This window comes from Flavobacterium procerum (genome assembly GCF_042431625.1).
Taxonomy (GTDB): domain Bacteria; phylum Bacteroidota; class Bacteroidia; order Flavobacteriales; family Flavobacteriaceae; genus Flavobacterium; species Flavobacterium procerum.
Genome location: NZ_JBHLYW010000010.1, coordinates 512,036 through 537,936 on the forward strand (window position 1 = coordinate 512,036; position 25,901 = coordinate 537,936).

The 25,901-nt window shown below is 34.9% G+C and carries 25 protein-coding genes; 21 read left to right on the forward strand and 4 right to left on the reverse strand.

The features are described from left to right. The first annotated feature begins 28 nt into the window (after positions 1 to 28). Positions 29 to 382, forward strand: a complete 354-nt coding sequence (locus ACFFLS_RS16580; RefSeq protein ID WP_379684390.1) for a hypothetical protein — start codon at positions 29 to 31, stop codon at positions 380 to 382. Positions 383 to 548: 166 nt separating this feature from the next. Here ACFFLS_RS16580 and ACFFLS_RS16585 read toward each other — a convergent pair whose 3' ends face one another. Together ACFFLS_RS16585 and ACFFLS_RS16590 are read right to left on the reverse strand one after the other, a co-directional pair. After that, positions 549 to 1,133, reverse strand: coding sequence for a hypothetical protein (locus ACFFLS_RS16585; RefSeq protein WP_379684389.1), 585 nt, complete (start codon positions 1,131 to 1,133; stop codon positions 549 to 551). A gap of 63 nt (positions 1,134 to 1,196) precedes the next feature. Continuing rightward, positions 1,197 to 1,748 (reverse strand): hypothetical protein, encoded by a 552-nt coding sequence (locus ACFFLS_RS16590; RefSeq protein WP_379684388.1) that lies wholly within the window; start codon positions 1,746 to 1,748, stop codon positions 1,197 to 1,199. 116 nt (positions 1,749 to 1,864) lie between these two features. Here ACFFLS_RS16590 and ACFFLS_RS16595 point away from each other — a divergent pair, with 116 nt between their 5' ends. The 6 genes from ACFFLS_RS16595 to ACFFLS_RS16620 all read left to right on the forward strand — a co-directional run bounded on the left by ACFFLS_RS16595 (position 1,865) and on the right by ACFFLS_RS16620 (position 10,901). Beyond that, positions 1,865 to 4,639, forward strand: a complete 2,775-nt coding sequence (locus ACFFLS_RS16595; protein ID WP_379684387.1) for a 2-oxoglutarate dehydrogenase E1 component — start codon at positions 1,865 to 1,867, stop codon at positions 4,637 to 4,639. Between the two features lie 82 nt (positions 4,640 to 4,721). Continuing rightward, the gene (gene odhB, locus ACFFLS_RS16600) at positions 4,722 to 5,966 is read left to right on the forward strand and encodes a 2-oxoglutarate dehydrogenase complex dihydrolipoyllysine-residue succinyltransferase (RefSeq protein WP_379684386.1); all 1,245 of its coding nucleotides are present in this window, start codon (positions 4,722 to 4,724) and stop codon (positions 5,964 to 5,966) included. A 188-nt stretch (positions 5,967 to 6,154) separates the two neighbouring features. Beyond that, entirely contained in the window at positions 6,155 to 8,638 is a 2,484-nt protein-coding gene (locus ACFFLS_RS16605) for a TonB-dependent siderophore receptor (protein ID WP_379684385.1), read from the forward strand. A gap of 63 nt (positions 8,639 to 8,701) precedes the next feature. Further along, a complete protein-coding gene (locus ACFFLS_RS16610; protein WP_379684384.1) occupies positions 8,702 to 9,034 on the forward strand; it encodes a hypothetical protein in 333 nt (110 codons plus the stop codon). 4 nt (positions 9,035 to 9,038) lie between these two features. Continuing rightward, entirely contained in the window at positions 9,039 to 9,341 is a 303-nt protein-coding gene (locus tag ACFFLS_RS16615; RefSeq protein WP_379684383.1) for a hypothetical protein, read from the forward strand. A 3-nt stretch (positions 9,342 to 9,344) separates the two neighbouring features. Continuing rightward, on the forward strand, positions 9,345 to 10,901 hold the full coding sequence (locus ACFFLS_RS16620) for a PepSY-associated TM helix domain-containing protein (RefSeq protein ID WP_379684382.1): 1,557 nt from the start codon (positions 9,345 to 9,347) through the stop codon (positions 10,899 to 10,901). A gap of 132 nt (positions 10,902 to 11,033) precedes the next feature. Here ACFFLS_RS16620 and ACFFLS_RS16625 read toward each other — a convergent pair whose 3' ends face one another. Together ACFFLS_RS16625 and ACFFLS_RS16630 are read right to left on the reverse strand one after the other, a co-directional pair. After that, positions 11,034 to 11,381: a toxin-antitoxin system YwqK family antitoxin gene (locus tag ACFFLS_RS16625; protein ID WP_379684381.1), complete on the reverse strand. Its 348-nt coding sequence runs from the start codon at positions 11,379 to 11,381 to the stop codon at positions 11,034 to 11,036. Between the two features lie 211 nt (positions 11,382 to 11,592). Next, positions 11,593 to 12,588 (reverse strand): TlpA family protein disulfide reductase, encoded by a 996-nt coding sequence (locus tag ACFFLS_RS16630; RefSeq protein ID WP_379684380.1) that lies wholly within the window; start codon positions 12,586 to 12,588, stop codon positions 11,593 to 11,595. A 159-nt stretch (positions 12,589 to 12,747) separates the two neighbouring features. On the opposite strand from ACFFLS_RS16630, the gene aspS reads away from it, so the two are divergent. From aspS to nuoL, 14 genes are all read left to right on the forward strand, one after another. Continuing rightward, the gene (gene aspS, locus ACFFLS_RS16635) at positions 12,748 to 14,499 is read left to right on the forward strand and encodes an aspartate--tRNA ligase (protein WP_379684379.1); all 1,752 of its coding nucleotides are present in this window, start codon (positions 12,748 to 12,750) and stop codon (positions 14,497 to 14,499) included. A 345-nt stretch (positions 14,500 to 14,844) separates the two neighbouring features. Beyond that, entirely contained in the window at positions 14,845 to 15,039 is a 195-nt protein-coding gene (locus ACFFLS_RS16640; protein WP_007137066.1) for a cold-shock protein, read from the forward strand. A 241-nt stretch (positions 15,040 to 15,280) separates the two neighbouring features. After that, on the forward strand, positions 15,281 to 15,646 hold the full coding sequence (locus ACFFLS_RS16645; RefSeq protein ID WP_056207419.1) for an NADH-quinone oxidoreductase subunit A: 366 nt from the start codon (positions 15,281 to 15,283) through the stop codon (positions 15,644 to 15,646). Positions 15,647 to 15,805: 159 nt separating this feature from the next. Beyond that, positions 15,806 to 16,354 (forward strand): NADH-quinone oxidoreductase subunit B, encoded by a 549-nt coding sequence (locus tag ACFFLS_RS16650; RefSeq protein WP_379684378.1) that lies wholly within the window; start codon positions 15,806 to 15,808, stop codon positions 16,352 to 16,354. Position 16,355: 1 nt separating this feature from the next. Beyond that, positions 16,356 to 16,877 (forward strand): NADH-quinone oxidoreductase subunit C, encoded by a 522-nt coding sequence (locus ACFFLS_RS16655; protein ID WP_379684377.1) that lies wholly within the window; start codon positions 16,356 to 16,358, stop codon positions 16,875 to 16,877. Positions 16,878 to 16,898: 21 nt separating this feature from the next. Continuing rightward, positions 16,899 to 18,137, forward strand: a complete 1,239-nt coding sequence (locus tag ACFFLS_RS16660) for an NADH-quinone oxidoreductase subunit D (RefSeq protein WP_379684376.1) — start codon at positions 16,899 to 16,901, stop codon at positions 18,135 to 18,137. A gap of 140 nt (positions 18,138 to 18,277) precedes the next feature. Next, positions 18,278 to 18,808 (forward strand): complex I 24 kDa subunit family protein, encoded by a 531-nt coding sequence (locus ACFFLS_RS16665; protein WP_073408170.1) that lies wholly within the window; start codon positions 18,278 to 18,280, stop codon positions 18,806 to 18,808. Position 18,809: 1 nt separating this feature from the next. Then, a complete protein-coding gene (gene nuoF / locus ACFFLS_RS16670) occupies positions 18,810 to 20,180 on the forward strand; it encodes an NADH-quinone oxidoreductase subunit NuoF (protein WP_379684375.1) in 1,371 nt (456 codons plus the stop codon). A 170-nt stretch (positions 20,181 to 20,350) separates the two neighbouring features. Next, complete coding sequence (locus tag ACFFLS_RS16675) at positions 20,351 to 21,379, forward strand: NADH-quinone oxidoreductase subunit G (protein WP_289664360.1); 1,029 nt, start codon at positions 20,351 to 20,353, stop codon at positions 21,377 to 21,379. Between the two features lie 6 nt (positions 21,380 to 21,385). Beyond that, positions 21,386 to 22,438: an NADH-quinone oxidoreductase subunit NuoH gene (gene nuoH / locus ACFFLS_RS16680; protein WP_379684374.1), complete on the forward strand. Its 1,053-nt coding sequence runs from the start codon at positions 21,386 to 21,388 to the stop codon at positions 22,436 to 22,438. Between the two features lie 157 nt (positions 22,439 to 22,595). Then, entirely contained in the window at positions 22,596 to 23,141 is a 546-nt protein-coding gene (locus tag ACFFLS_RS16685) for a NuoI/complex I 23 kDa subunit family protein (protein ID WP_379684373.1), read from the forward strand. Continuing rightward, complete coding sequence (locus ACFFLS_RS16690; RefSeq protein WP_379684372.1) at positions 23,142 to 23,681, forward strand: NADH-quinone oxidoreductase subunit J family protein; 540 nt, start codon at positions 23,142 to 23,144, stop codon at positions 23,679 to 23,681. Continuing rightward, positions 23,681 to 24,001: an NADH-quinone oxidoreductase subunit NuoK gene (gene nuoK, locus ACFFLS_RS16695; RefSeq protein WP_017494599.1), complete on the forward strand. Its 321-nt coding sequence runs from the start codon at positions 23,681 to 23,683 to the stop codon at positions 23,999 to 24,001. The genes ACFFLS_RS16690 and nuoK overlap by 1 nt, the downstream gene beginning before the upstream one ends. A 6-nt stretch (positions 24,002 to 24,007) precedes the next feature. Then, positions 24,008 to 25,897 (forward strand): NADH-quinone oxidoreductase subunit L, encoded by a 1,890-nt coding sequence (gene nuoL, locus ACFFLS_RS16700; protein WP_379684371.1) that lies wholly within the window; start codon positions 24,008 to 24,010, stop codon positions 25,895 to 25,897. The last annotated feature ends 4 nt before the right edge of the window (positions 25,898 to 25,901 follow it).

Here is a 25,901-nt window from a genome sequence, read left to right on the forward strand (position 1 = left end):
TTCAAGTACTCAGTAAAATCTAAATAGTATGTTTGTTGCACCAGTAAATACCGAATCATTGTTTGCTCAGGCTCAGGCAGAGACATTATATTTAAATCTTATTGAACAGATTAACAAAGATTTTAATCTGGCTAATGAAGGAGTTGATTTTCCAATGAGCATTTCGCCTGACGAATTAAAAATTCAGCTTCACGAAAAAATCTACAGAATGATTCAGTACAAATTTGCCGAATATCTGAATCTGCTTTATATAATTGACGTTCCAGAAAATGAAATCAAACAACTTGATGGTTCTGATTTGGTCATTTTGGCTGAACAAGTTGCCTTTCTAATTCTTAAAAGAGAATGGCAGAAAGTTTGGTTTAGGAATTATTACAAATAAGATTCTAAGATGCTGAGACACTAAGATTCTAAGTTTTTTAGCTATTGTCGTTTTCTTCTTTTGATTGGAAATTATTATAAATAAGACGCCTAGGCGCTAAGATTGTTAGTGTTTTAACTATTCTATAATTTTCTTGACTTCCGATTATAGATTAATACAAGTAGGTTTAATGATGTCTTATTAAAATGCTGTAATTTTCAGGTCTTACGATTTTTTGTAGTTTATCTAACTCAGTCCCAAGACCAAAACCTTCAGTGTCAATTTTGTTTCCAACAAATTGAACGCGGCCGCATTTGAAGCACATCTTAACTATTCCTACTGTTTCTTTTTTCTTTTTAAAAATAAAAATATCGCGGTATTCTGCTGCACAGGCGGCGAAAGTATCTTGCAATGAATCTTTTTCGCTAAACACATTTTCAATCTCTTTCTGCTGTTTAAGTGATAAATTTGATTTTTTGTAGTTGTAATTCAATAGAATTTTTTCGAAATTTTCTTTTGGAATAGTGTCTGGAAAAGTATGAACGAATAAATCCACAAACTCTAATTCTTTTGGAGTATTCTTCTCTTTCATCATAATTTTCATAAAATCTTCCTCCGAAAAATTCAAATAATAATGGTCGATTTCATCCGAATCAAAAAAAGGTCGTAATTCTTTTTTTACAGCCACTGCTTTATTATCAGCATCTGACTTCTTAGAATTGTTACAGCTTAAAGCAACAATTCCAATCATTATAAAAATAAATTTCTTCAAATTTCTACATTTAAAAACTTAGAATCTTAGCATCTCAGTCCCGATAACTATCGGGATAGCAACTTAGAAATAAACCCTCACAAAAGGCATAAATCCAGAACCGTAAAGACTTTTATTAGGATTGTACAAAACATCATATCTTGCACCGATTGTGACGTTTCCTGTTCTATAACCAGCTCCTAAATAAAGCGCTGTATTCCAATAACTGTCAGAAAAAGCAGGTCTGTTAACATTAGCTTCATATCTTGTATCTACTCTAACTTGCTCCAACTCGGCAGATAATTGAACTTCTGGAATCGGATTGACCAGTGTAATCAGACTTCCTCCATAAACATAGGATTCGTAATAGTTTCTGGAATTAAGATACCCAAACTGGAGTCCGACACCAGCGGCTACAATTTCGTTTACATTGTAAATAGCACTCGGCATGATAGAAATATCGGTATAACCAGAACCAAATCCTAAACCAAGTCCGCCTCCAAACTGCACTTTATCCCAAAAATGATTTTTGTTATCAATAACATAATTCTGCTGTGCAGTTGCATAACTAGAAAATAACGCGGTCAAAATCACAAAAAAGATTTTGCAATCGATTGAAAATTGAATTTTATTCATAGTTAACGTTTATTTTAACAAATTTTTACGTAAAAGTACTTAAAAAAAAGATCTAAATAAATGTGATTGTTGTACTTTTGCCATTCTATTTAACAAAAAGTATATTCACTAATATTATGGATAGGTTTTCATTTTTAAATGCAGCGCATACCGAGTTTTTTGCACAATTATACGATCAATATTTAGTAAACCCAGACAGCGTAGAGCCTAGCTGGAGAAGTTTCTTTCAAGGTTTCGACTTTGGAATGACTACTTATAATGACGAAAATCCAGTGCAGACAATCGTTGAGTATGTGACGAGCCCAAACACAGATTACAGTCAGGTTTCAGACAAACTTCAGAAAGAATTCAATGTTCTAAAATTAATTGACGGATACCGTACACGCGGGCATTTGTTTACCAAAACAAACCCTGTTCGCGACCGTAGAACTTCATCTCCGACTTTAGATATTGAAAATTTCGGTTTATCATCTGCTGATCTTCAAACTGTTTTTGACGCTGCGCAGACTATCGGAATGACTCCTTCTTCATTAGAAGCTATCGTAAACCGCCTTAAAGCAATTTACTGCCAGCATATTGGTATAGAATATATGTACATCAGAAACCCTGGTGTTGTAAAATGGATTCAGGATAAATTGGCTGTAAACGTAAATCAGCCTAATTTCTCTACAGACGAAAAGAAAACAATCTTAAATAAATTAAACGAAGCCGTTTCTTTTGAGAACTTCCTTCATACAAAATATGTGGGTCAAAAACGTTTCTCATTAGAAGGTGGAGAATCTATCATTCCGGCTCTTGATGCTTTAATCGAACAAGCTGCTGAAAAAGGTGTTGAACAATTCGTAATGGGAATGGCTCACCGTGGTCGTTTAAACGTTTTGGCAAATATCTTCGGAAAATCTACACAGGATATCTTTGGTGAGTTTGACGGAAAAGATTACGATCAAGAATATTTTGATGGTGACGTAAAATACCACTTAGGTCTTACTGCTGACAGAAAAACAAGATCTGGAAAAAGCATCAACATCAATTTGGCGCCAAACCCTTCTCACTTAGAAACAGTTGGAGCTGTAATTGAAGGTATCACAAGAGCAAAACAAGACAAATATTTTGCTGACGATTTCTCTAAAGTGTTACCAATCGCCGTTCACGGAGATGCTGCAATTGCAGGTCAGGGTATTTTATACGAAATCATTCAGATGGCTCAACTTGACGGTTACAAAACTGGAGGAACTATACACATCGTAATCAATAACCAAGTTGGATTTACAACTAACTATTTAGACGCTCGTTCTTCTACTTATTGTACAGACGTTGCTAAAGTAACTTTATCTCCGGTATTACACGTAAATGCTGATGATGCAGAAGCTGTTGTACATGCTGTATCTTTTGCTCTAGACTACAGAATGCAGTTTGGACGTGACGTATTTATCGATTTATTAGGATACAGAAAATACGGTCATAACGAAGGTGACGAACCTCGTTTTACGCAACCAGTTTTATACAAAATCATTGCTAAACACAAAAACCCAAGAGACATCTACGCAGAGAAATTACTTTCTGAAGGCGTAATTGATGCATCTTATGTTAATGGTTTAGAAAAAGAATACAAATCTGCTCTTGAAGAAAACTTAGAAGCTTCTCGTAAAAAAGATTTGACTATCATTACTCCATTCATGAAAAACGAATGGGAAGGATTTGTTCAGGTAACTGATACACAAATGCTTCAAAAAGTGGATACTACTTTCGCTAAAGAAGGTTTAGATTCTATCATCAACACCATCTCAACTTTACCAGCTGACAAAAAGTTTATTAATAAAATAAGCAAAATTGTTACAGACAGAAAAGTAGGATACGACAACAATACATTAGACTGGGGAACTGCAGAAGCATTAGCTTACGGCTCACTTTTAACAGAAGGATTTGATATTCGTATTTCTGGTCAGGATGTTGAGCGTGGTACTTTCTCTCACCGTCATGCTGTAGTTAAAGTTGAAGATTCTGAAGAAGAAGTAATTCTTTTAGATGCTATCGAAAACAAAAAAGGAAAATTTGGAGTATTCAACTCTCTTTTATCTGAATACGGAGTTTTAGGTTTTGACTACGGATATGCATTAGCAAACCCAAAAGCCTTAACAATCTGGGAAGCACAATTTGGAGATTTCTCTAACGGTGCTCAAATCATGATTGACCAATACATTTCTTGTGGAGAAGATAAATGGAACAACCAAAACGGTATCGTGATGTTATTGCCTCATGGATATGAAGGACAAGGTGCTGAACACTCTTCTGCAAGAATGGAGCGTTACTTACAACTTTGTGCAAGACATAATATGTATGTTGCAGATTGTACAACGCCTGCTAACTTCTTCCACTTATTAAGAAGACAAATGAAAACGAATTTCCGTAAACCGTTGGTAGTTTTCTCTCCAAAAAGTTTACTTCGTGATCCAAGATGCGTATCAACAGTTGAAGAACTAGCAACAGGAAGCTTCCAAGAAACGATTGATGATAATACAGTAGATAAAAAGAAAGTAAAAACTTTGGTTTTCTGTACTGGTAAATTCTACTACGATATTGTGGCAGAAAGAGAAAACAATGGAAGAAATGACGTTGCGGTTGTTCGTATCGAGCAATTATTCCCTTTCCCAATTGAGCAGATTAAAGAAATCATTGCAAAATATCCAAATGCAGATGATTATGTTTGGGCTCAAGAAGAACCTAAAAACATGGGAGCTTACAGTTTTATGTTAATGAACTTCGATTTAGTTAAATGGAGATTAGCTTCATTAAAAGCATATTCTGCTCCAGCATCAGGAAGTTATACACGTGCAAAACGTCGTCATGCAGATGCAATTAGAATGGTATTCGATAAAAATTTATTCAGATAATAAAAAAATTGTTTCAAGTTTAAAGTTTCAGGTTTAACAACATGAAACTTTAAACCATAAAAACCTTAAACAAAGAAATAAGATGATTTTAGAAATGAAAGTCCCATCACCAGGGGAATCAATAAAAGAAGTTGAAATTGCAACTTGGTTAGTAAAAGACGGAGATTATGTAGAAAAAGATCAGGCTATTGCTGAAGTTGATTCAGACAAAGCAACTCTTGAATTGCCTGCTGAAATGAGTGGTGTTATTACACTAAAAGCTGAAGAAGGTGATACAGTAGCTGTAGGCGCTGTAGTTTGTTTAATTGATACAGATGCTGCTAAACCAGCAGGTGGTGCATCAGAAGCTCCAGCGGCAGAGGCACCAAAAGCTGAAGCTCCAAAGGCAGAAGTAAAAGCTGAAGCTCCAAAAGCAGCTCCGGCTCAAGCTCCAGCAGCTACAAGTTATGCAGCTGGAACTCCATCTCCTGCAGCAAGAAAAATATTAGACGAAAAAAATATCGCTCCAGCTACAGTTTCTGGAACTGGAAAAGGAGGAAGAATCACTAAGGATGACGCTGTAAACGCAGTACCTTCAATGGGAACTCCAACTGGCGGAAGCCGTGGAACTGAGCGTACAAAATTATCAATGTTACGTCGTAAAGTAGCAGAGAGACTAGTTTCAGCTAAAAATGAAACAGCTATGCTGACTACTTTCAACGAAGTAAACATGACGCCAATCAACCAAATTCGTAACGAATACAAAGATGCTTTCAAAGCTAAACATGGTGGCCTTGGTTTAGGTTTCATGTCGTTCTTTACAAAAGCAGTTACAAGAGCTTTACAATTATACCCAGATGTTAACTCTATGATGGATGGTGATTACAAAATCGCTTATGATTTTGCTGACATCTCAATCGCAGTTTCTGGACCAAAAGGTTTAATGGTTCCAGTTGTTCGTAATGCTGAATTGTTAACTTTCCGTGGAATTGAAGCTGAAATCAAAAGATTAGCTTTAAGAGCTCGTGACGGTCAAATTACAGTTGACGATATGACTGGAGGAACTTTCACAATCACTAACGGTGGTGTTTTTGGAAGTATGTTATCTACTCCAATCATCAACCCTCCTCAATCAGGAATTTTAGGAATGCACAACATTATCGAGCGTCCGATTGCTGTAAACGGAAAAGTTGAAATTCACCCAATGATGTATGTGGCTCTTTCTTACGATCACAGAATCATCGACGGACGTGAGTCTGTTGGTTTCTTGGTTGCTGTAAAAGAAGCTTTAGAAAATCCAGTAGAATTATTGATGAATGGCGATGCTAAACGTGCTTTAGAATTGTAATTCTCAGAATTATCATTATAAAAGAAACCCTGCTCTTCTCGAGCGGGGTTTCTTTTTTTTATCCAATTTCCTACTAATACAATTTTAATGAAATTTTAAGGTGTTTAATTTGGAATAAATAAAAATAAAGTTTGGTGAATAAGTAATCAAGACTTACATTTGCGCTATTAAAACCAATTCTAAATAAAATGAAATTAAAATTTACAATTTCTTTTTTGAGTCTTTGTCTTGCTTTATTAACTAGCGTGTCTGTTTTAGCTCAAGAAAAAGCAACCATAAAAGGTCAAATTAGCTTAACAAATGGTCAAGCTGCAGATAATGTTTCTATTACATTAAAAGGAACAAAAATTGGAACTACTACAGACGAAAATGGTTTCTACGAGATTAAAAATATTAAGCCAGGTAACTACGTAATTAAAGTTTCTGGAGTTGGATATTCTTCTAAAGAAAAAAGCGTTACGTTAAATAGTGGTGATTCAATTATCGAGGATTTTAAAATTAGTGAAAATTCTCAAGAATTAAACGAAATTGTTGTAAACGGAAACAAAAAAAATCCGCTTGCACGTAAAGAAACACAACAAGTATCAAGACTTCCTTTAAAAAATCTTGAAAATCCACAAGTTTACACAACAATTACAAGTGAATTGTTAAAAGAACAAGTAGTTACAAACATCGATGATGCACTTAGAAATGCACCAGGATTAACACCACTTTGGGCTTCTACAGGACGTGGAGGCGACGGAGCAGGATACTACTCACTAAGAGGATTTGCAGTACAGCCAACCATGATCAACGGATTGCCAGGTTTAACAAATGGAGGTAATGACCCTGCAAACATTGATAAAATTGAAGTTATTAAAGGACCATCTGGAACTTTATTTGGAAGCAGTTTAATCTCTTACGGAGGTTTAATCAACTTAACTACAAAAAAACCTTACGATCATTTTGGCGGAGAGGTTACTTATACAGCAGGAAGCAATGGTTTAAATAGAGTTACTGCAGATGTTAATACTCCAGTAGACGAGGAACATAAAATTAATTTCCGTGTAAATACAGCTTACCACACAGAAAACAGTTTCCAAGATGCAGGATTTAGAAAATCATTCTTCTTTGCTCCTTCATTATCTTACCAAGTAAATGATAAACTTTCGTTTTTCATCAACACAGAATTCATGAAAAACAGACAGACCAATGCCACTATGTTGTTCTTAGACAGAGGTGCTGTATTAAGAGTTCACAATATGGACGAATTAGGTTATGACAATAAACGTTCTTACACTAGCAACGAATTGGCAATCGAAACTCCTTCATACAACTTGCAAGCGCAGATGAACTATAAATTCAATGATAAATGGACTTCTCAAACTGTAGTTTCAAGAGGTTCGTCTTCATCTGAAGGATACTATTCTTATATATATGAAGGTACACAATATGCTCCAGCGGCGATAAATCAAGGAATTGTGTTAGGTCGTTTTATTAATTACCAGAATTCAACAACACTTACAACTGACATTCAACAAAACTTTATTGGAGATTTCAAAATAGGAAACAGCATGAGAAACAGAATCGTTGCTGGCTTAGACTACTTTAATAGAGGCATGATTGACAATAGTTCTAATTATGTATCAAATGGTAATATTTATATTGGTAATCTAGATTTGCAAACCGTAAATGAAAATCTTTATGGAATTACTGATCCAGCTAAATATATTACAAACGGAGATAATGGAAATCTAACGAAAGCTGGAACTGATGCACTTATCGCTAATGCAGGAATCAGTATGAACAGAACTAAACAAGAAGTTTACAGTGCTTATGTTTCTGACGTATTTAACTTCACTCCAGCTTTATCTGCAATGGCAAGTTTACGTGTTGACCGTTTTGTAACTGCAGGAAATGTAGCAACAAAAGCAGATGATTTTAATCAAACGTCTTTTTCTCCTAAATTTGGTTTAGTGTACCAGCCAATTCTTGATAAGGTTTCGATTTTCGCTAACTATATGGATGGTTTTGCTAATTCTGCTCCTGTAACAGAAATTTTAGCTGATGGAACTACACGTCCAAGAACTTTCAGACCAGAACATGCTAACCAATTTGAAATTGGAACAAAATTAAATGTATTTAAAGACAAACTTTACGCTACATTCAGCTACTACGATATTCAGGTAAAAGATCAGGTTTATGTAGTTTACGGAGCAACAACTCAAATTGCTCATCAAGATGGAGCACAAAGAAACAAAGGTTTTGAAGCAGAAATCGTTGCAAATCCTATTAACGGCTTAAACATTATTGCTGGTTACAGCTATGTAGACGCTATCTTAAACGCTGGAGACCCTTCATTTGTTGGAAACAGACCAGAAAGTTCTGGACCAAGAAATTCAGCAAACTTCTGGGCAAGCTATAAATTCCCTGAAGGAGATTTACAAGGTTTTGGTTTAGGTTTTGGAGGAAACTATGCCGACAAAAACGTAATCATGAACAGAAACATTGTAGGTCAGTTTGCGCTTCCATCTTACACAGTTCTAAATTCATCTGTATTCTACGGAACAGAAAAATACACTTTGACTCTTAAACTTGATAACATTGCAAATGTTGATACTTATGACGGATGGTCTACAATTCATCCGAGAAACATGAGAACAGTTGCTGCGAATTTCAGTTACAGATTCTAATTAAAAATACAATCAAAAAAACACCTTTCTAAAACGGAAGGTGTTTTTTAAATTTTCAAGATTATGATTACAATAGCCAGCCTTATCGTTTTTCTAGCTTTTTATACACTTTACTACACCTCCAAAAGAGCCGTTTTGTCGTATGATTTGGGTTTTGAAAAATGGATGAAAGACAATCCGAAGCAAACCAAAAGAGCAGGATTAGCGCTCTTACTTATTGCTTATGCTTTTTGGCTTTACACAAAGTCCTTAGGATGCGGAACTTTGATGTTTTTTATCCAGCTAATGACTATTGGCAGTTTAATCGTTATTTTAGCACCTCTTAAAAAGATAAACCACAAAGTTGTTTATGCTCTTTTTTTGATTGCAGCTTTAATAGAATTATATTACAACTAAATATATGCCAGCCAATCCTAAATATTTAACGCAGTCTGTATGGCAGCGTATTGCCAAAATCACAGCCGCAATATTGGGCGGTTATTTTGTTACTATTACATTCCACCTCGCACTTGCCACATGGTTTAATCGCGCCAACGTATTAATGACAATGGCATTCAGCGGGTTTATTGTTTGGGTAGCGCTTATGGTAATTGCTTTTCTGGCCAAAAGCGCCTGGAAAATATGGGCAATTTATTTACTGCTCTCTCTAGTTTTTTGTCTTTTTATTTATCTTGGTCAAACCTATAATCCAACGGCTCAATAATTTATGAACAACCGTCATTATAATATTTATTTTCATACACACACTGTCAGCGGTATTGTAATCAGTGTGGTCCTTTTTGTAATTTTCTTCGCAGGATCTTTTTCTTTTTTTAGAGATGAAATCATCAATTGGGAAAGAAGTGAATCAGTAGCAGTTACAAGAGAAATTCAGTTAGACTACAACGATGCATTGCAGGATCTTGACAAAAAACACATTTTACACGGCAGAAATATAACAATCTCTAAGCCGAATATAGAAAAACGTGTTGCCGTTTACATGGAAGGAACAAGAGATACTCTTGCTCCAAAGAAACAGAAAGATGGACAGTTTTTTTATTTGGATACTAAAACTTTCAAGTCCTATACTTATGAAGAATCTTATTCTTTAGGAGAACTTTTATATCGTCTGCACTTTTTTGCGCAGATTCCTTATCCTGTTGGTTATTACCTTTCCGGATTTACTGCTTTATTCTTCTTATTTGCAATCATAACCGGAGTTTTACTGCATTGGAATAAAATTGTTTCAAACTTCTACATGTTCCGTCCGAAAGAAAAATTAAAAACTTTATGGACAGATGCCCATACCGCATTAGGAACGATTGGTCTTCCGTTTCAGTTTGTATATGCCGTAACCGGAGCTTTCTTTATGATTAAACTTTTAATTGTTGCTCCAGCCGTAAAGGTTTTGTATGGTGGCGACGAAAGTAAATTGTACAAAGAATTAGAATACAACGATAACGATTATGCATTTGAATACAAAAAACTTGCAAATCCGTTTAGTGTTAATGATTTAGTTGCAAAAGCAAAAAGCAATTGGAAAGATTTTCAGATAACACGCGTCTTTATTCAAAATTATGGCGACGCTAATATGCACGTTACTGTCGAAGGAGAACTACCAAGCCACACAAAATTTAACGGAATTGGTAAAGTCATTTATCGTGTTGCTGACGGAAAAGAGATTGCCAAAAAGAATCCGATAACACAAACTGGTTATTTGGATATCGTTAAAAATGTTTTATACCGAATTCATTTTGGTGATTATGGCGGATATGCCTTAAAAATAATAAGTTTTGTTTTAGGAATAATAAGCTGTTTTGTGATTATTTCTGGAGTAATGATTTGGCTTGTGGCTCGTCAGAAAAACAACATGCCTTTAAAGAAAAGACGTTTCAATGCCGCAGTTGTTCGAATTTATCTTGCAATTTGCCTTAGCATGTATCCAATTACAGCATTGGCATTTATTGGATCTAAAATTTTCTTCCCGCTAAGCAAGTCAAATTTGTTTGAACTCTATTTTGGAGGATGGCTAATTTTGGCCGTATTCTTCATTTTCACTAAGAATGATGCCTTTACAAATAAAGTGTGCCTAATCTCTGGAAGTATTCTAGGATTCCTGATTCCAATTACAAACGGAATCGTAACTGGAAATTGGTTCTGGAATTCTTTCATACATAATGAAATCCAAATTTTCTTTATAGACGTTTTCTGGATTGTTTTAGCTTCAATTACGCTTTATGTAGCTTACAATTTAAAACCTGTAGAACCTTCCAAAGTTGTTTAAAACCTTTTTCAATACAATAGAGCCTGAATTATTTCAGGCTTTTTTTAGTTAATTATTTTAGTTGCTACATTGTTAAAAATAAAAAACCGCCCATAAAAAGGCGGTTTTCAAAAAAACAATAAACGTAATCTCTTAATTTCTGTTAGCAACAGCATTTTTTTGAAGATTCTTAACAGAACTTACTTTGCTGTTTTCATATGCCACTTCACAAAGATTTTTTTCATTATAAAACATCCATTTTCCAGTTTTTAGACCTTCTGTGTACTCACCTTCTACCGTTTTATTTCCCTTTACATCATAAGATACCCAAACACCATCTAATTTTCCATCTTTAAAATAACCTTCCTGCTGTACATTTCCATTTTCATAATAATAGATTGCTTTAACTCTATTTCCAACAGCTTCTAATTCAGGTTTACCTTCTTGCGCAGTCAAAATTCCAGAGAACAATACAGCCGCTAAAATCACACACTTTTTCATATCTTTAGGTATTTAATGTTATCAAATCGTTATCAAATATAGTTAAATGTTTACATTAAAAAAACTTTTGCTTAACAATTTGGTAACATTCAGTAAAAGCTTAACATTGGAAAATTCTCTAAAACAAAAAAACCAGCGCTGAAGCACTGGTTTTACTGGTGTTTTATAAAAAATCTTATTTTACGAAAACGTTTTAAATTTCGTAAATAAATTAGTTCAATAACGCATTTAACTGATTTTCAAGTTTCGGATCAGACGGTCTTGTAGCATCCGGATCCACAATATTTCCTTTTGGATCGATAAGGATAAATCTCGGAATTCCTGTTACGCCATAGTTCACAACAAACTCAGACTCCCAATCTTTATCTGCAAAAAGCTGAATCCCTCCAAGGTTTTTATCGGTTACAAACTTTTTCCATTTTTCGTTATCTTTTAATTTATCAATCGAAATACTTACAAACTCAATGTTTTTTCCATGATACTTTTCTTCCATCTTTTGCAGATATGGAATTTCAGCTCTACATGGTGCGCACCACGTTGCCCAAAGATCGATATAAATATATTTGCCTTTTAAATCTGCCAGTTTGGTTTTACCTCCTTTATGGTTTTCATAATCAAATTCCGGAGAAGGTTTCCCTACTAGCTTACTTGCTTTTGCCGCTCTGTCGTATTCTTCAGCAGCATATTGATGAAAACTTTCAAAACTTTGTTTTAAGGCTGCCTTAAATTCTGGATCAAAATCACCTTTCTCAACAGCTTCGGTATCTTTCTTCAATTTCTCGTCAAGTGCAGTGACAAACGCAGTGGCTTCTTTACTAAAAGCATCTTTTTGAAAATTCTCGTCTTTTAAGGCTTGTTGTGCCAAAAAATTACTTTCGTTTACACCTTTACCTTTATATATAATAGTCTCATCGAATTGTTTCGCATTCATCGTTAGATTTACTTCAGAATTCGGTTTTAAGTATATATTCGAAGATTCTGTACCGTCCGAGAATACATAAAATCCTTTTGGCGTATCAAAAGAAGCCGAAAAAACTCCTTTTTTGTCAATCGGAATTACTTGTTTAAAGCCATTCCTTCCTTGTATTACTAATGTGTCACTGTTTCTATTTTCTATTTTAGCCGTGAACTTAATTGAATTTTTACTTTGACCAATAACATTCAAAGCATTAAAAATTACCAAACCTGCAACAAGAAGTTTCTTCATGGGTATTAATATTTGTTTTTTTAGTGAATCAAAACTAAAGAAATTTAAGCTTCAAAATTTCAGAATTAACAAAATATTTAAAAATTGAAGCATCAAGTTTATCACTTTACTATATTATCTTGAATTTTGTATTTACTTTTGCAGTCTAAAATTGAGATTATGTATAGAAGTCATAATTGCGGCGAATTAAACGCTTCAAATATTAATACCGAAGTTACACTTGCGGGCTGGGTACAAAAGTCACGTGATAAAGGATTTATGAATTGGGTTGACTTACGCGACCGTTATGGAATTACACAGCTTATTTTTGACGAAAGCCGTACAGAAAAAAGCGTTTTTGAATTGGCTAAAACTCTTGGTCGTGAATTTGTTATTCAGGTAAAAGGAACCGTTATCGAACGTGAAGCCAAAAACAAGAATATTCCAACTGGTGAAATCGAAATTTTAGTTTCTGAATTAACGATTTTAAACACTGCTCTCACTCCTCCATTTACTATTGAAGATGAAACTGACGGTGGAGAAGATATCAGAATGAAATATCGTTATTTAGATATCAGAAGAAATCCAGTAAAAAATAGTTTGTTGTTCCGTCACAAAGTAGCAATGGAAGTTCGTAAATATCTATCTGATTTGGATTTTTGTGAAGTTGAAACACCTTATTTAATCAAATCAACTCCGGAAGGAGCGAGAGATTTCGTTGTGCCAAGTCGTATGAACGAAGGTCAGTTTTATGCGTTACCACAATCTCCACAAACTTTCAAACAATTATTGATGGTTGGAGGAATGGATAAATATTTCCAAATTGTGAAATGTTTCCGTGACGAAGATTTACGTGCCGACCGTCAGCCTGAGTTTACTCAGATTGACTGCGAAATGGCATTTGTGGAACAAGAAGACATTTTGAATGTTTTTGAAGGTTTGACAAGACATTTATTAAAAGAAATTAAAGGCATTGAAGTAGAGAAATTCCCAAGAATTACCTACGACTATGCTATGAAAACATACGGAAATGACAAACCAGACATTCGTTTTGGAATGAAGTTTGGAGAATTGAACGAATTTGCGCAACATAAAGAATTCCCTGTATTCAATGCTGCGGAATTGGTTGTCGGAATCGCTGTACCAGGAGCAGGAAATTACACTCGTAAAGAAATTGACGGATTAATTGACTGGGTAAAACGTCCTCAAGTTGGCGCATCTGGAATGGTTTACGTAAAATGCAATGAAGACGGAACTTATAAATCATCTGTAGATAAATTCTACGACAACGATGATTTGGCAAACTGGGCAAAAGCTACCGAAGCAAATCCTGGCGATATGATTTTTGTACTTTCAGGTCCGGCAAATAAAACAAGAGCACAACTTTCTGCACTTCGTATGGAATTAGCAACTCGTTTAGGATTACGTAAATCTGAAGAATTTGCTCCGTTATGGGTTGTAGATTTCCCATTATTGGAATTAGATGAAGAAAGCGGTCGTTATCACGCCATGCATCACCCATTTACTTCTCCAAAACCAGAAGATATGGCTTTATTAGAAACAGAACCAGGAAAAGTTCGTGCAAATGCATATGATATGGTTCTGAACGGAAACGAAATCGGAGGAGGTTCTATTCGTATTCACGATAAAGCAACACAACAATTAATGTTCAAATATCTTGGATTTACTGAAGAAGAAGCAAAAGCGCAATTTGGCTTCTTAATGGATGCTTTCCAGTTTGGGGCACCACCTCACGGAGGATTAGCATTTGGCCTTGACAGATTGGTTGCTATTTTGGGAGGTCAGGAAACCATTAGAGACTTTATCGCTTTCCCTAAAAACAATTCAGGACGTGATGTCATGATTGATGCTCCAGCGGCTATTGATGATGCTCAATTGAAAGAATTACATATTAAAGTTGATTTAGTATAATCAATTTGAAATCAATTTCTTAAAACTGCAGCTTCGTAAACTGCAGTTTTTTTGTACTTAATAGAGCTGTATTCAAAAACGAAAAAAAATAGTACAGAGGCATTTTTGATGAAAAAAATATCGGAATCTTTGTAAAAACGACCTAAAAATAAAGTCAAAAACTTCTTACTTTTTGAAGTATTTTTAATGATTCTCATTTTAACATGAATCATATCAAAATTGCAGCAACAAACCACGTAAAAACACTGTAAATCAATAATTTTTAGAAAAAATTAACATGTATATGTCTTTTGTATGAATTTAAATATTACATTTGTTTCATTATAAATTATTATTACAATTACAATGCGTACAGGTACAGTAAAATTTTTCAATGAGTCTAAAGGTTATGGATTCATTACAGACGAAGAAACAGGAAAAGATATCTTCGTTCACGCTTCAGGAATTAACGCGGAAGAATTACGCGAAGGTGACCGTGTAAGCTATGAAGAAGAAGAAGGAAGAAAAGGGAAAGTTGCTGCTAAAGTAGCAGTAATCTAAGAAAAATATAGCAATTTATTTTTTTTGCCTCTGAATGGTCTAGAAAACGTCCCGAAGTATCGGGACGTTTTTTTTTAGACGATTCTTAAAAAAATATTAAAATAACTCCCTGTTATTTATAATCAATAAAAATTAGATATAAACGCGGTTTCGCAGCCTACTTAAATCCTTTTTTAGCTTGTGTTTTACAGACTTCCAAGTTATCTTTGTGGCTCATTTTTTAAGTATAAAATCGAAGTTTATGCAATCTGATCAATACAGTTACATTCCTATTTTAATGCAGTTTATTCTAGCTGTTGGTTTTGTGGTAGGAACAATCATTATTTCTGGAAAATTAGGACCAAAAAGAACCTCTGAAGTTAAAGACAAAAACTTCGAATGCGGTATCGAATCTGTTGGTAACGCTCGTATTCCATTCTCAGTAAAATATTTCCTAGTTGCCATTTTGTTCGTATTGTTCGACGTAGAGGTTATTTTCCTTTATCCTTGGGCAGTAAACTTCAAAGATTTAGGAATTGAAGGAATGTTAAAAATGATTGTTTTCATGTCTTTACTTTTAGTTGGTTTCTTTTATATCATCAAAAAGAAAGCTCTAGAGTGGGAATAATTTAGAGATTTTAAATTTTAGATTCCTGATTTTAGATTTAAATGATTTAGAATTGAAATTTAAGATTTAATCCTCAATAAAAAATTGATTTAAAAAATTGATTTTACTTTTTATGATTTCAAAAAAATCTAAAATCTAAAATCAGAAATCTAAAATAAAATGAGCGATTCAAATGTAAATATGGTTGCACCGCCAGAAGGACTAAATGGTGAAGGCTTCTTCGCTACAAAACTTAGTGATGTTGTTGGTTTAGCAAGAGCCAACTCATTATGGCCGCTTCCTTTCGCGACTTCATGCTGTGGTATCGAATTTATGGCTACAATGGCATCTCACTACGATTTAGCGCGTTTTGGTTCTGAGCGTGTGAGTTTCTCTCCTCGTCAAGCAGATATGTTATTAGTAATGGGAACTATTTCAAAAAAAATGGCTCCAATTTTAAGACAAGTTTACGAGCAAATGGCAGAGCCTCGCTGGGTAATTGCCGTTGGAGCTTGCGCCTCTTCAGGAGGAGTTTTTGATACGTATTCTGTCCTTCAAGGAATTGACAAAGTAATTCCAGTTGATGTTTACGTTCCAGGTTGCCCTCCAAGACCAGAGCAAATTGTTGATGGAGTAATGAGACTGCAAGACCTGGTAAAAAGCGAATCTGTAAGAAGAAGAAGCTCTCCAGAATACCAAGAATTATTAGCTTCATATAATATCTCATAAGATGGCTTTAGAAAACACCCTGATCCAAGATAAACTTACTGAAACATTCAACAACGATGTTTTCAACTTTCAGCAAGAAAGAGATATTTTTTCTTTAGAAGCTTCAGCTGATAAAATTACACCGTTGATTCTATTCCTTAAAAACGACCCAGAATTAAAATTTCATTTCTTAACTGACTTATGCGGTATCCATTACCCTGACAATGAAAGTGAGCGTCAGTTTGCCGTTGTTTATCACTTACACAACTGGTACGAAAACAAAAGATTGAAAATCAAAGTTTTCTTGAATGGTGAAAAACCAGAAATTAAATCGGTTTCAAATATTTTCCTAAGTTCAAACTGGATGGAAAGAGAAACGTTCGATTTCTACGGAATTGACTTTATTGGACATCCACAATTGAAACGTATTTTAAATATGGACGAAATGGTGTCTCACCCAATGCGAAAAGAGTTCCCAATGGAAGACAGCGGAAGAACCGACAAAGACGACAGATTCTTTGGAAGAACAACAACAAATTGCTAAAAAATAATTCAACATTATAAAATGTCAGAACTATTATTACCACCAGAGCATCGTTATGCTAAAATAATTAAGGAGAGACTAAATGAAGACGGAAGCGAACTTTCTGTATTGAATTTAGGTCCAACTCACCCTGCGACTCACGGTATTTTTCAAAATATCCTTTTAATGGATGGTGAAAGAATTCTTGAGGCTGAGCCAACTATTGGCTACATCCACAGAGCTTTCGAAAAAATTGCCGAAAATCGTCCTTTTTATCAAATTACACCTCTTACAGACCGTATGAACTATTGTTCCTCTCCTATTAATAATATGGGATGGTGGATGACAGTAGAAAAACTATTAGGTATTGAAGTTCCAAAAAGAGCGCAGTATTTAAGAGTTATTGTTATGGAGCTCGCTCGTATTACGGACCACATTATCTGTAACGGAATTTTGGGTGTAGATACTGGTGCGTATACTGGTTTCTTATACGTTTTTCAATTTAGAGAAAAAATCTACGAAATCTACGAAGAAATTTGTGGAGCTCGTTTGACTACAAATATGGGAAGAATCGGTGGTTTTGAAAGAGACTGGTCTCCAGAAGTTTTCAAAAAACTAGATAAATTCCTAGAAGAATTCCCTCCGGTTTGGCAGGAATTCCAAAACTTATTCGAAAGAAACAGAATTTTCCTTGACAGAACTGTAAACGTTGGTGGTATCACTGCAGAAAAAGCAATGGCTTACGGATTTACAGGTCCAAACTTACGTGCTGCAGGAGTTGATTACGACGTACGTGTAGCACAACCCTATTCTTCTTACGAAGATTTCGATTTTATTGTTCCTGTTGGAAAATCGGGAGATACTTACGATCGTTTCTGTGTTCGTAATGCTGAAGTTTGGGAAAGTTTAAGCATCATTCGTCAGGCTTTAGAAAAAATGCCTCCAGGAAACGAATATCATGCTGAAGTTCCAGATTACTACCTTCCTCCAAAAGAAGATGTTTACACTTCTATGGAATCTTTAATATATCACTTTAAAATCGTAATGGGAGAAGTTCCTGTACCAGTTGCAGAAATTTATCACCCAGTAGAAGGAGGAAATGGAGAAATCGGTTTCTATTTAGTAACAGACGGAAGCAGAACTCCATATAGATTACATTTCAGAAGACCATGCTTTATTTACTATCAAGCATTCCCAGAAATGATTAAAGGTGCCATGCTTTCTGACGCAATTATCATCCTTTCAAGTTTGAACGTAATTGCAGGAGAATTAGACGCCTAAAAAGATTGCAGATTTTAGAATGTAGATTTCAGATTGGAAAATCTAAAATCAGAAATCTAAAATTAATAAAGATTGCAGAATATGGATTATGGACAAAGATTGAAAAATCTAAAATCTAAAATCTAAAATCTAAAATAAAAATGGAACGTAAACATTACAAACAAGAAATAAACATGACTGAGGCATTGATAGCTCGTATCAATGAATTGATCAGTCATTATCCTGAGGGCAAACAAAAATCGGCTTTATTGCCTGTTTTGCACGAAGTTCAGGATGCGCATAACAACTGGCTTAGTATTGAATTGCAAGATAAAGTTGCCGAGATTCTTCAGATAAAACCAATCGAGGTTTATGAAGTGGTTACTTTCTATACGATGTTCAACCAGAAGCCAATTGGTAAGTATATGTTTGAGTTCTGCCAGACTTCTTGTTGCTGTTTAAGAGGTGCCGAAGATTTAATGGATTATACTTCTGAAAAACTAGGCATTAAAATGGGCGAAACTACTCCAGACGGAATGTTTACCATTGCTGGTGTAGAATGTTTGGGTGCTTGCGGATATGCTCCGATGATGCAGTTGGGTGATTTCTACAAAGAAAAACTGACAGAAGAAAAAATCGATCAGATTATTGCTGATTGTAAAGACGATAAAATAATATTACACGATAAATAAGATGTCACAAAAAATATTATTAGATAAAATCAATATTCCTGGAATTAAAACCTACGAAGTTTATCGCCAAAATGGTGGTTATGCTTCTGTAGAAAAAGCTTTAAAAACATTAACTCCAGACGAAGTAACTGAGGAAGTAAAAAAATCAGGATTACGTGGTCGTGGTGGCGCGGGTTTCCCTGCCGGAATGAAATGGAGCTTTATTGATAAAAAATCAGGAAAACCAAGACACTTAGTGTGTAACGCCGACGAATCGGAGCCAGGAACATTCAAAGATCGTTTTTTGATGGAATTTATTCCTCACTTATTGATCGAGGGAATGATTACTTCAAGCTACGCTTTGGGAGCTAACCTATCGTATATCTACATTCGTGGAGAATATATGTGGGTTTTCAAAATTTTAGAAAGAGCAATCGCCGAAGCAAAAGCTGCCGGATGGTTAGGAAAAAATATATTAGGAACAGGTTATGATCTAGAACTTCACGTTCACTGTGGAGCTGGAGCTTATATCTGTGGAGAAGAAACAGCACTAATCGAATCATTGGAAGGTAAAAGAGGAAATCCTCGTATAAAACCACCTTTCCCAGCGGTTTCAGGACTTTGGGCAAATCCAACAGTAGTGAACAACGTTGAAACTATAGCAACTGTGCCATGGATTGTAAACAATTCTGGTGACGATTATGCTAAAATTGGAATTGGACGTTCTACAGGAACTAAATTAATTTCTGCTTCTGGACACATCAAAAATCCTGGAGTTTACGAAATTGAATTAGGTTTAAGCGTTGACGAATTCATGAATTCTGATGAATATTTAGGAGGAATGTCTTCAAGCCGTCCATTAAAAGCATTTGTACCTGGAGGTTCTTCTGTGCCAATTTTACCAGCAGAATTGATTTTCAAAACAGCAAATGGCGAAGATCGTTTAATGACTTACGAATCTTTAAGTGATGGTGGTTTTGCAACTGGATCTATGTTAGGTTCTGGAGGATTTATCGTTTACAACGACACTGCTTGTGTGGTTAGAAACACTTGGAACTTTGCTCGTTTTTATCACCACGAATCTTGCGGACAATGTACACCTTGCCGTGAAGGAACTGGATGGTTAGAAAAAATCTTATGGAGAATCGAAAACGGTCAAGGCCGTGAAGAGGATATCGAATTATTGTGGAGCATTCAAAGTAAAATTGAAGGAAACACAATCTGTCCTTTAGGAGACGCAGCTTCTTGGCCAGTAGCCGCAGCAATTCGTCACTTTAGAGATGAATTCGAATATCACGTTCGTTTCCCTGAAAAAATCAAAAATAGAGATCACTTTGTCGCTGAACCTTTTTCACAAGTGAAACATTTAGTTGGCGGTAAAGTAATCGTATAAAAATAAAAGCAGAAAGTTATAAAGTTCATAATGTTAAAAAGGACAGCAATTCTTTTCAATATTCCGACTTTCAACAAAAAAGTTTAAAATAGTTTAAAGTTTCAAGTTTTTTTAGTTTCAAGTGAAAACGTGAAACCTGAAACCTGAAACTAAAAAAACAAAATAAAGAGATGAAAGTAACCATAGACGGTCAAAGTATAGACGTAGAGCCAGGAACAACGATCCTGCAGGCTGCACGTATGATTGGTGGAGATTTGGTACCGCCAGCCATGTGCTATTACTCAAAATTAAAAGGCAGCGGCGGAAAATGCCGTTGTTGTTTAGTTGAAGTTTCTAAAGGTAGTGAAGCTGATCCAAGACCAATGCCAAAACTTATGGCATCTTGTGTAACAGGATGTATGGACGGAATGGAAGTAAACAGTAAATCTTCTGCCAGAGTTACCGAGGCGCGTAAATCTGTTACAGAGTTTTTATTGATCAACCACCCATTAGATTGCCCAATTTGTGATCAGGCAGGAGAATGTGACCTTCAAAATTTAAGTTTTGAGCACGGAAACCCAAAATCACGTTATATTGAAGAAAAAAGAACATTTGAGCCCGAAAATATTGGTCCAAATATTCAACTGCATATGAACCGTTGTATTTTATGCCAAAGATGTGTACAAGTTGCAGATCAATTGACAGACAACAGAGTTCACGGAGTATTAGATCGTGGTGATCACGCTAATATTTCAACTGGAATTTCTAAAGCAATCGACAATGAGTTTTCTGGAAACATGATTGACGTTTGTCCGGTTGGAGCTTTAACAGATAAAACTTTCCGTTTTAAATCAAGAGTTTGGTTTAATAAACCTTATAACGCACACAGAGAATGTACTACTCCAGGATGTTGTGGTAAAACAACTGTTTGGATGTTTGGTGGAGAAATTCAGCGTGTAACTGGTCGTAAAGACGAGTACCATGAAGTAGAAGAATTCATCTGTAACAGCTGTCGTTTTGATCACAAAGATGTTAAAGACTGGGTTATTGAGGGGCCAAGAGAATTTGAAAAAGATTCTGTTATCAACCAAAACAACTACACTCAAAAATTAGAGAAAGTTACAATCGATACTGAAAAGAATATCCTTTTAGGTAGAGATATCGACCGTAAAAAAATTAGTATGGCAGCAATTCCATTAACTGACAAAGATCAAAAATAGTAAGAAATGGAAAGTGCATTTATTATAGAAAAAAGTGTTGTTATTGTTGTCGTATTTGCGGTTACAATGGTTATGGCAATGTATTCTACTTGGGCTGAACGTAAAGTTGCGGCTTTTCTTCAGGATCGTGTTGGACCAAACCGTGCGGGTTGGGGAGGTTTACTGCAGCCACTTGCCGATGGTATGAAATTGTTCTCTAAAGAAGAGTTTGAACCTAATACTCCTAATCGATTTTTATTTTTCGTAGGTCCTGCAATTGCAATGAGTACAGCTTTGATGACTAGTGCTGTAATTCCGTGGGGAGATCGTTTACATCTTTTCGGAAAAGACATTATTCTTCAGGCTACTGATGTCAACATTGCATTGTTATACATTTTTGGAGTTCTTTCTGTTGGAGTTTACGGTATCATGATTGGTGGATGGGCTTCAAACAATAAATTCTCGTTGATGGGAGCAATTCGTGCGGCATCTCAGATGGTTTCTTACGAAGTTGCCATGGGATTATCAATGATTGCTTTATTAATGATGACTGGAACAATGAGTTTGAAAGAAATCTCATTACAACAGCAAGGAATGAACTGGAATGTTTTCTATCAGCCATTATCATTTTTAATTTTCTTAATCTGTTCTTTTGCTGAAACGAATAGAACTCCTTTTGATTTAGCAGAATGTGAAAACGAATTAATTGGAGGTTACCATACAGAATATTCATCCATGAAAATGGGATTCTATTTATTTGCTGAATATGCTAGTATGTTTATTTCTTCTACTATTATTTCTGTTTTATTCTTCGGAGGATACAACTATCCGGGAATGCAATGGATAGTAGAAAATGTTGGTGTAAATACAGCTAACTTATTAGGAATCGCGGTTCTATTTGCTAAGATATGTTTCTTCATATTCTTTTACATGTGGGTTCGCTGGACAATTCCTAGATTTAGATATGATCAATTAATGCATTTAGGCTGGAGAATTTTAATTCCGCTTTCAATCGTTAATATCATGATTACCGGTATTGTAATATTAAGACACGATATTGCAGCTTTCTTAGGATTCTAAGAACCGAATGCCCTAGCCCTGATAGAAGCGGCATCCTTTTGTGGTGGGGTTCACCACAAAAGATACAGCGGATAGCAGGATTAGCTTCACAAATAAAAAACAAAAATAGATTTGAATTTGAATAATCAATTTTGAATCATAAACTATACTAGTAAAAATGTCAATAGAAACTATATCATTATCGGGTAGAAAAAAGGTGGTGTCAAATAAGGACATGACTTTTATTGAACGATTGTATCTTGTGGCGATTGTAAAAGGTTTGGTTATTACCGTAAAACACCTTTTTAGAAAAAAAGTTACGATTCATTATCCTGAACAGGTTCGTGAAATGAGCCCTGTTTATCGTGGTCAGCATATGTTGAAACGAGATGAGCAAGGTCGCGAAAACTGTACAGCTTGTGGATTATGTGCTTTATCTTGCCCAGCAGAAGCAATTACAATGAAAGCTGGTGAACGCAAAGCCGATGAAAAACACTTATACAGAGAAGAGAAATATGCTGAAATCTACGAAATCAACATGCTTCGTTGTATTTTCTGCGGTTTATGTGAGGAAGCTTGTCCTAAAGATGCTATTTACTTAACTGAATCTAAAGTTTTAGTTCCTGCTAACTACAATAGAGAAGATTTTATTTTCGGGAAAGATAAATTAGTAATGCCTTTAGAAATGGCTTTGAAAAACGCTCAACTTAAAAACGCTAACTAAATGATACATATTCCTGATTTTGCAAACGCAACAACTGTTCAAGTTATCTTTTGCTTTTTAGCGTTTATTACAGTTATTACCGCTTTCCTGACTATTTTTAGCAGAAACCCAATTCACTCAGCTATTTACTTAGTGATTTGTTTCTTCTCGATTGCTGGTCATTATTTACTATTAAATTCTCAATTCTTAGCTGTTGTACATATAATAGTCTACTCTGGAGCTATTATGATTTTGTTCTTGTTTACGATTATGTTAATGAACCTGAACGAACAAAAAGATGTACACCGCCCTAGAATCACACGTTTAGGTGCTATTGTTTCTTTCTGCTTAATATTGATTGTTTTGATTGCAATCTTTATCAATTCGAAACCAATTGTGGGTGAATACGATTCAACGGGAGAAGATTTCCAGTCAATTAAAGTTTTAGGTAAAATTTTATTGAACGAATATATGGTTCCGTTTGAATTTGCCTCAATCTTGCTTTTGGTAGCCATGATTGGAACAGTTCTATTGTCTAAAAAAGAAAAATTAAATAAATAATGGGTAATATATTAAATCAAATAGGTATTGAAAACTACATCTTTTTGAGTGTTGTGCTTTTCTGTATTGGTATTTTTGGTGTATTGTACAGACGAAATGCAATTATCGTTTTCATGTCTATCGAAATTATGTTGAATGCGGTAAACCTTTTATTTGTTGCTTTTTCAACTTATCATCAAGATGCACAAGGACAAGTTTTTGTGTTCTTCTCGATGGCAGTTGCTGCAGCTGAAGTTGCGGTAGGATTGGCCATATTGGTTTCTATCTTTAGAAATCTAGGCTCAATTAGTATCGATAATTTAAAAAATTTAAAAGGATAATCAGAAATGGATACCAATTTAGCTTTACTTTTAGTATTAACGCCTTTTTTAGGATTTTTAATCAATGTTTTCTTTGGAAAAAGCTTAGGAAAAACTGTTTCTGGAGCAATCGGAACTATTGCCGTAGCAATTTCTTTTATAGTTACTCTTGTACTTTTTAATCAAATAACTTCAACTGGAAAAGCAATTCAGGTTACTTTATTTGATTGGATTCAAATTAGTGACATCAAAATCAATCTTGGATTTTTATTAGATCAACTATCTGTTCTTTGGTTGCTTTTTGTGACTGGAATCGGGTCTTTGATTCACTTATACTCTATCAGTTACATGCATGATGACGAAAACATGCACAAATTCTTCTCTTATCTGAATTTGTTCGTTTTCTTTATGATTACACTTGTAATTGGAAGCAACTTATTAGTTCTTTTCATCGGATGGGAAGGTGTTGGACTTTGCTCTTACTTATTAATTGGATTCTGGTATAAAAACCAGGATTACAATGATGCCGCAAAAAAAGCTTTTATCATGAACAGAATTGGAGATTTAGGTCTTTTAATCGGAATGTTCATTTTAGGATATACTTTCCACACTTTAGATTACAGCGAATTGAAGGAAATTATTTTGAGCATTAAAATTGATCCGTCAATTTCAATGTCTTTGTCAATTGCTGCTTTGTGTTTATTTATCGGAGCTTGTGGTAAATCTGCTCAAATTCCGTTATACACTTGGCTACCAGATGCGATGGCAGGACCCACTCCAGTTTCTGCATTGATTCACGCAGCTACAATGGTTACTGCAGGTATTTTTATGGTGACTCGATTAAACTTTATTTTCGACAACGCCGCAGACGTTCAAAATGTAATCGCAATTGTTGGTGCCGTAACTTCGTTATTGGCTGCTACAATAGGTTTAGTTCAAAACGATATCAAAAAAGTATTGGCTTATTCTACAGTTTCTCAATTAGGATTAATGTTTTTAGCCTTAGGATGTGGCGCTTATGAAGTAGCTGTTTTTCACGTAATCACTCACGCTTTCTTTAAAGCTTGTTTATTCTTAGGTTCAGGATCTGTTATTCACGGTTTGCATGGCGAACAAGATATGCGCAAAATGGGCGGACTGCGTAAAGCAATGCCAATTACATTCTGGACAATGATGATTTCTTCATTGGCCATTTCAGGAGTTCCATTCTTCTCAGGATTCTTTTCTAAAGACGAAATCTTATTGACCGCTTTCCACCACAGCATTCCATTATACGTTATTGGATCTATTGCTTCTGTCATGACAGCTTTCTATATGTTCCGTTTAATGTTCTTGACTTTTTTCAAAGAATTTAGAGGAACTGAAGAACAAAAACATCATTTACACGAAAGTGGTTCATTAATTACTATTCCGCTTATCATCTTAGCTATTTTAGCAGCTTTTGGCGGATTGATCAGTTTACCTGGACACAGTTGGTTAAATGAATATTTAGCGCCTCTTTTCACAAAAACTGAAGGCGGGGAACACCATTTAGGCGCAACCGAATATACTTTAATGGGAGTTGCCGTTTTAGGTGGATTGGTAGGAATCTTGATTGCTTACATTAAATATTTCAAACAAGACAATGTTCCTGAATCTGATGACAATATTATTGGTTTGTCAAAACTTTTATACGATAAATATTATATCGATGAAATTTTCGAAGCGGCAATTGTAAAGCCGATCAACTTTTTATCTAAATTCTTTAGAGATTATATTGAAACAGGTTTATCTGCCTTTGTTTTCGGTTTTGGAAAAGTTACGGGAGAAATCGCTTTTCAAGGTAAAAAAATACAAACCGGAAGTATCGGATTGTATCTGTTTGTTTTTGTCATAGGACTTTGTGCAATTGTTTCCTATTTATTTTTAGCTCAATAATATT

Coding starts and splice junctions, on each gene's coding strand:
- ACFFLS_RS16620 (WP_379684382.1), top strand. CDS start 9,345: ATGAACAACCGTCATTATAATATTTATTTTCATACACACACTGTCAGC.
- nuoH (WP_379684374.1), top strand. CDS start 21,386: ATGGAAAGTGCATTTATTATAGAAAAAAGTGTTGTTATTGTTGTCGTA.
- ACFFLS_RS16625 (WP_379684381.1), bottom strand. CDS start 11,381: ATGAAAAAGTGTGTGATTTTAGCGGCTGTATTGTTCTCTGGAATTTTG.
- ACFFLS_RS16665 (WP_073408170.1), top strand. CDS start 18,278: ATGGAACGTAAACATTACAAACAAGAAATAAACATGACTGAGGCATTG.
- ACFFLS_RS16605 (WP_379684385.1), top strand. CDS start 6,155: ATGAAATTAAAATTTACAATTTCTTTTTTGAGTCTTTGTCTTGCTTTA.
- ACFFLS_RS16640 (WP_007137066.1), top strand. CDS start 14,845: ATGCGTACAGGTACAGTAAAATTTTTCAATGAGTCTAAAGGTTATGGA.
- ACFFLS_RS16650 (WP_379684378.1), top strand. CDS start 15,806: ATGAGCGATTCAAATGTAAATATGGTTGCACCGCCAGAAGGACTAAAT.
- ACFFLS_RS16690 (WP_379684372.1), top strand. CDS start 23,142: ATGATACATATTCCTGATTTTGCAAACGCAACAACTGTTCAAGTTATC.
- ACFFLS_RS16630 (WP_379684380.1), bottom strand. CDS start 12,588: ATGAAGAAACTTCTTGTTGCAGGTTTGGTAATTTTTAATGCTTTGAAT.
- ACFFLS_RS16590 (WP_379684388.1), bottom strand. CDS start 1,748: ATGAATAAAATTCAATTTTCAATCGATTGCAAAATCTTTTTTGTGATT.
- ACFFLS_RS16660 (WP_379684376.1), top strand. CDS start 16,899: ATGTCAGAACTATTATTACCACCAGAGCATCGTTATGCTAAAATAATT.
- aspS (WP_379684379.1), top strand. CDS start 12,748: ATGTATAGAAGTCATAATTGCGGCGAATTAAACGCTTCAAATATTAAT.
- ACFFLS_RS16615 (WP_379684383.1), top strand. CDS start 9,039: ATGCCAGCCAATCCTAAATATTTAACGCAGTCTGTATGGCAGCGTATT.
- ACFFLS_RS16675 (WP_289664360.1), top strand. CDS start 20,351: ATGAAAGTAACCATAGACGGTCAAAGTATAGACGTAGAGCCAGGAACA.
- ACFFLS_RS16580 (WP_379684390.1), top strand. CDS start 29: ATGTTTGTTGCACCAGTAAATACCGAATCATTGTTTGCTCAGGCTCAG.
- ACFFLS_RS16595 (WP_379684387.1), top strand. CDS start 1,865: ATGGATAGGTTTTCATTTTTAAATGCAGCGCATACCGAGTTTTTTGCA.
- odhB (WP_379684386.1), top strand. CDS start 4,722: ATGATTTTAGAAATGAAAGTCCCATCACCAGGGGAATCAATAAAAGAA.
- nuoL (WP_379684371.1), top strand. CDS start 24,008: ATGGATACCAATTTAGCTTTACTTTTAGTATTAACGCCTTTTTTAGGA.
- ACFFLS_RS16645 (WP_056207419.1), top strand. CDS start 15,281: ATGCAATCTGATCAATACAGTTACATTCCTATTTTAATGCAGTTTATT.
- ACFFLS_RS16655 (WP_379684377.1), top strand. CDS start 16,356: ATGGCTTTAGAAAACACCCTGATCCAAGATAAACTTACTGAAACATTC.
- ACFFLS_RS16610 (WP_379684384.1), top strand. CDS start 8,702: ATGATTACAATAGCCAGCCTTATCGTTTTTCTAGCTTTTTATACACTT.
- nuoK (WP_017494599.1), top strand. CDS start 23,681: ATGGGTAATATATTAAATCAAATAGGTATTGAAAACTACATCTTTTTG.
- nuoF (WP_379684375.1), top strand. CDS start 18,810: ATGTCACAAAAAATATTATTAGATAAAATCAATATTCCTGGAATTAAA.
- ACFFLS_RS16685 (WP_379684373.1), top strand. CDS start 22,596: ATGTCAATAGAAACTATATCATTATCGGGTAGAAAAAAGGTGGTGTCA.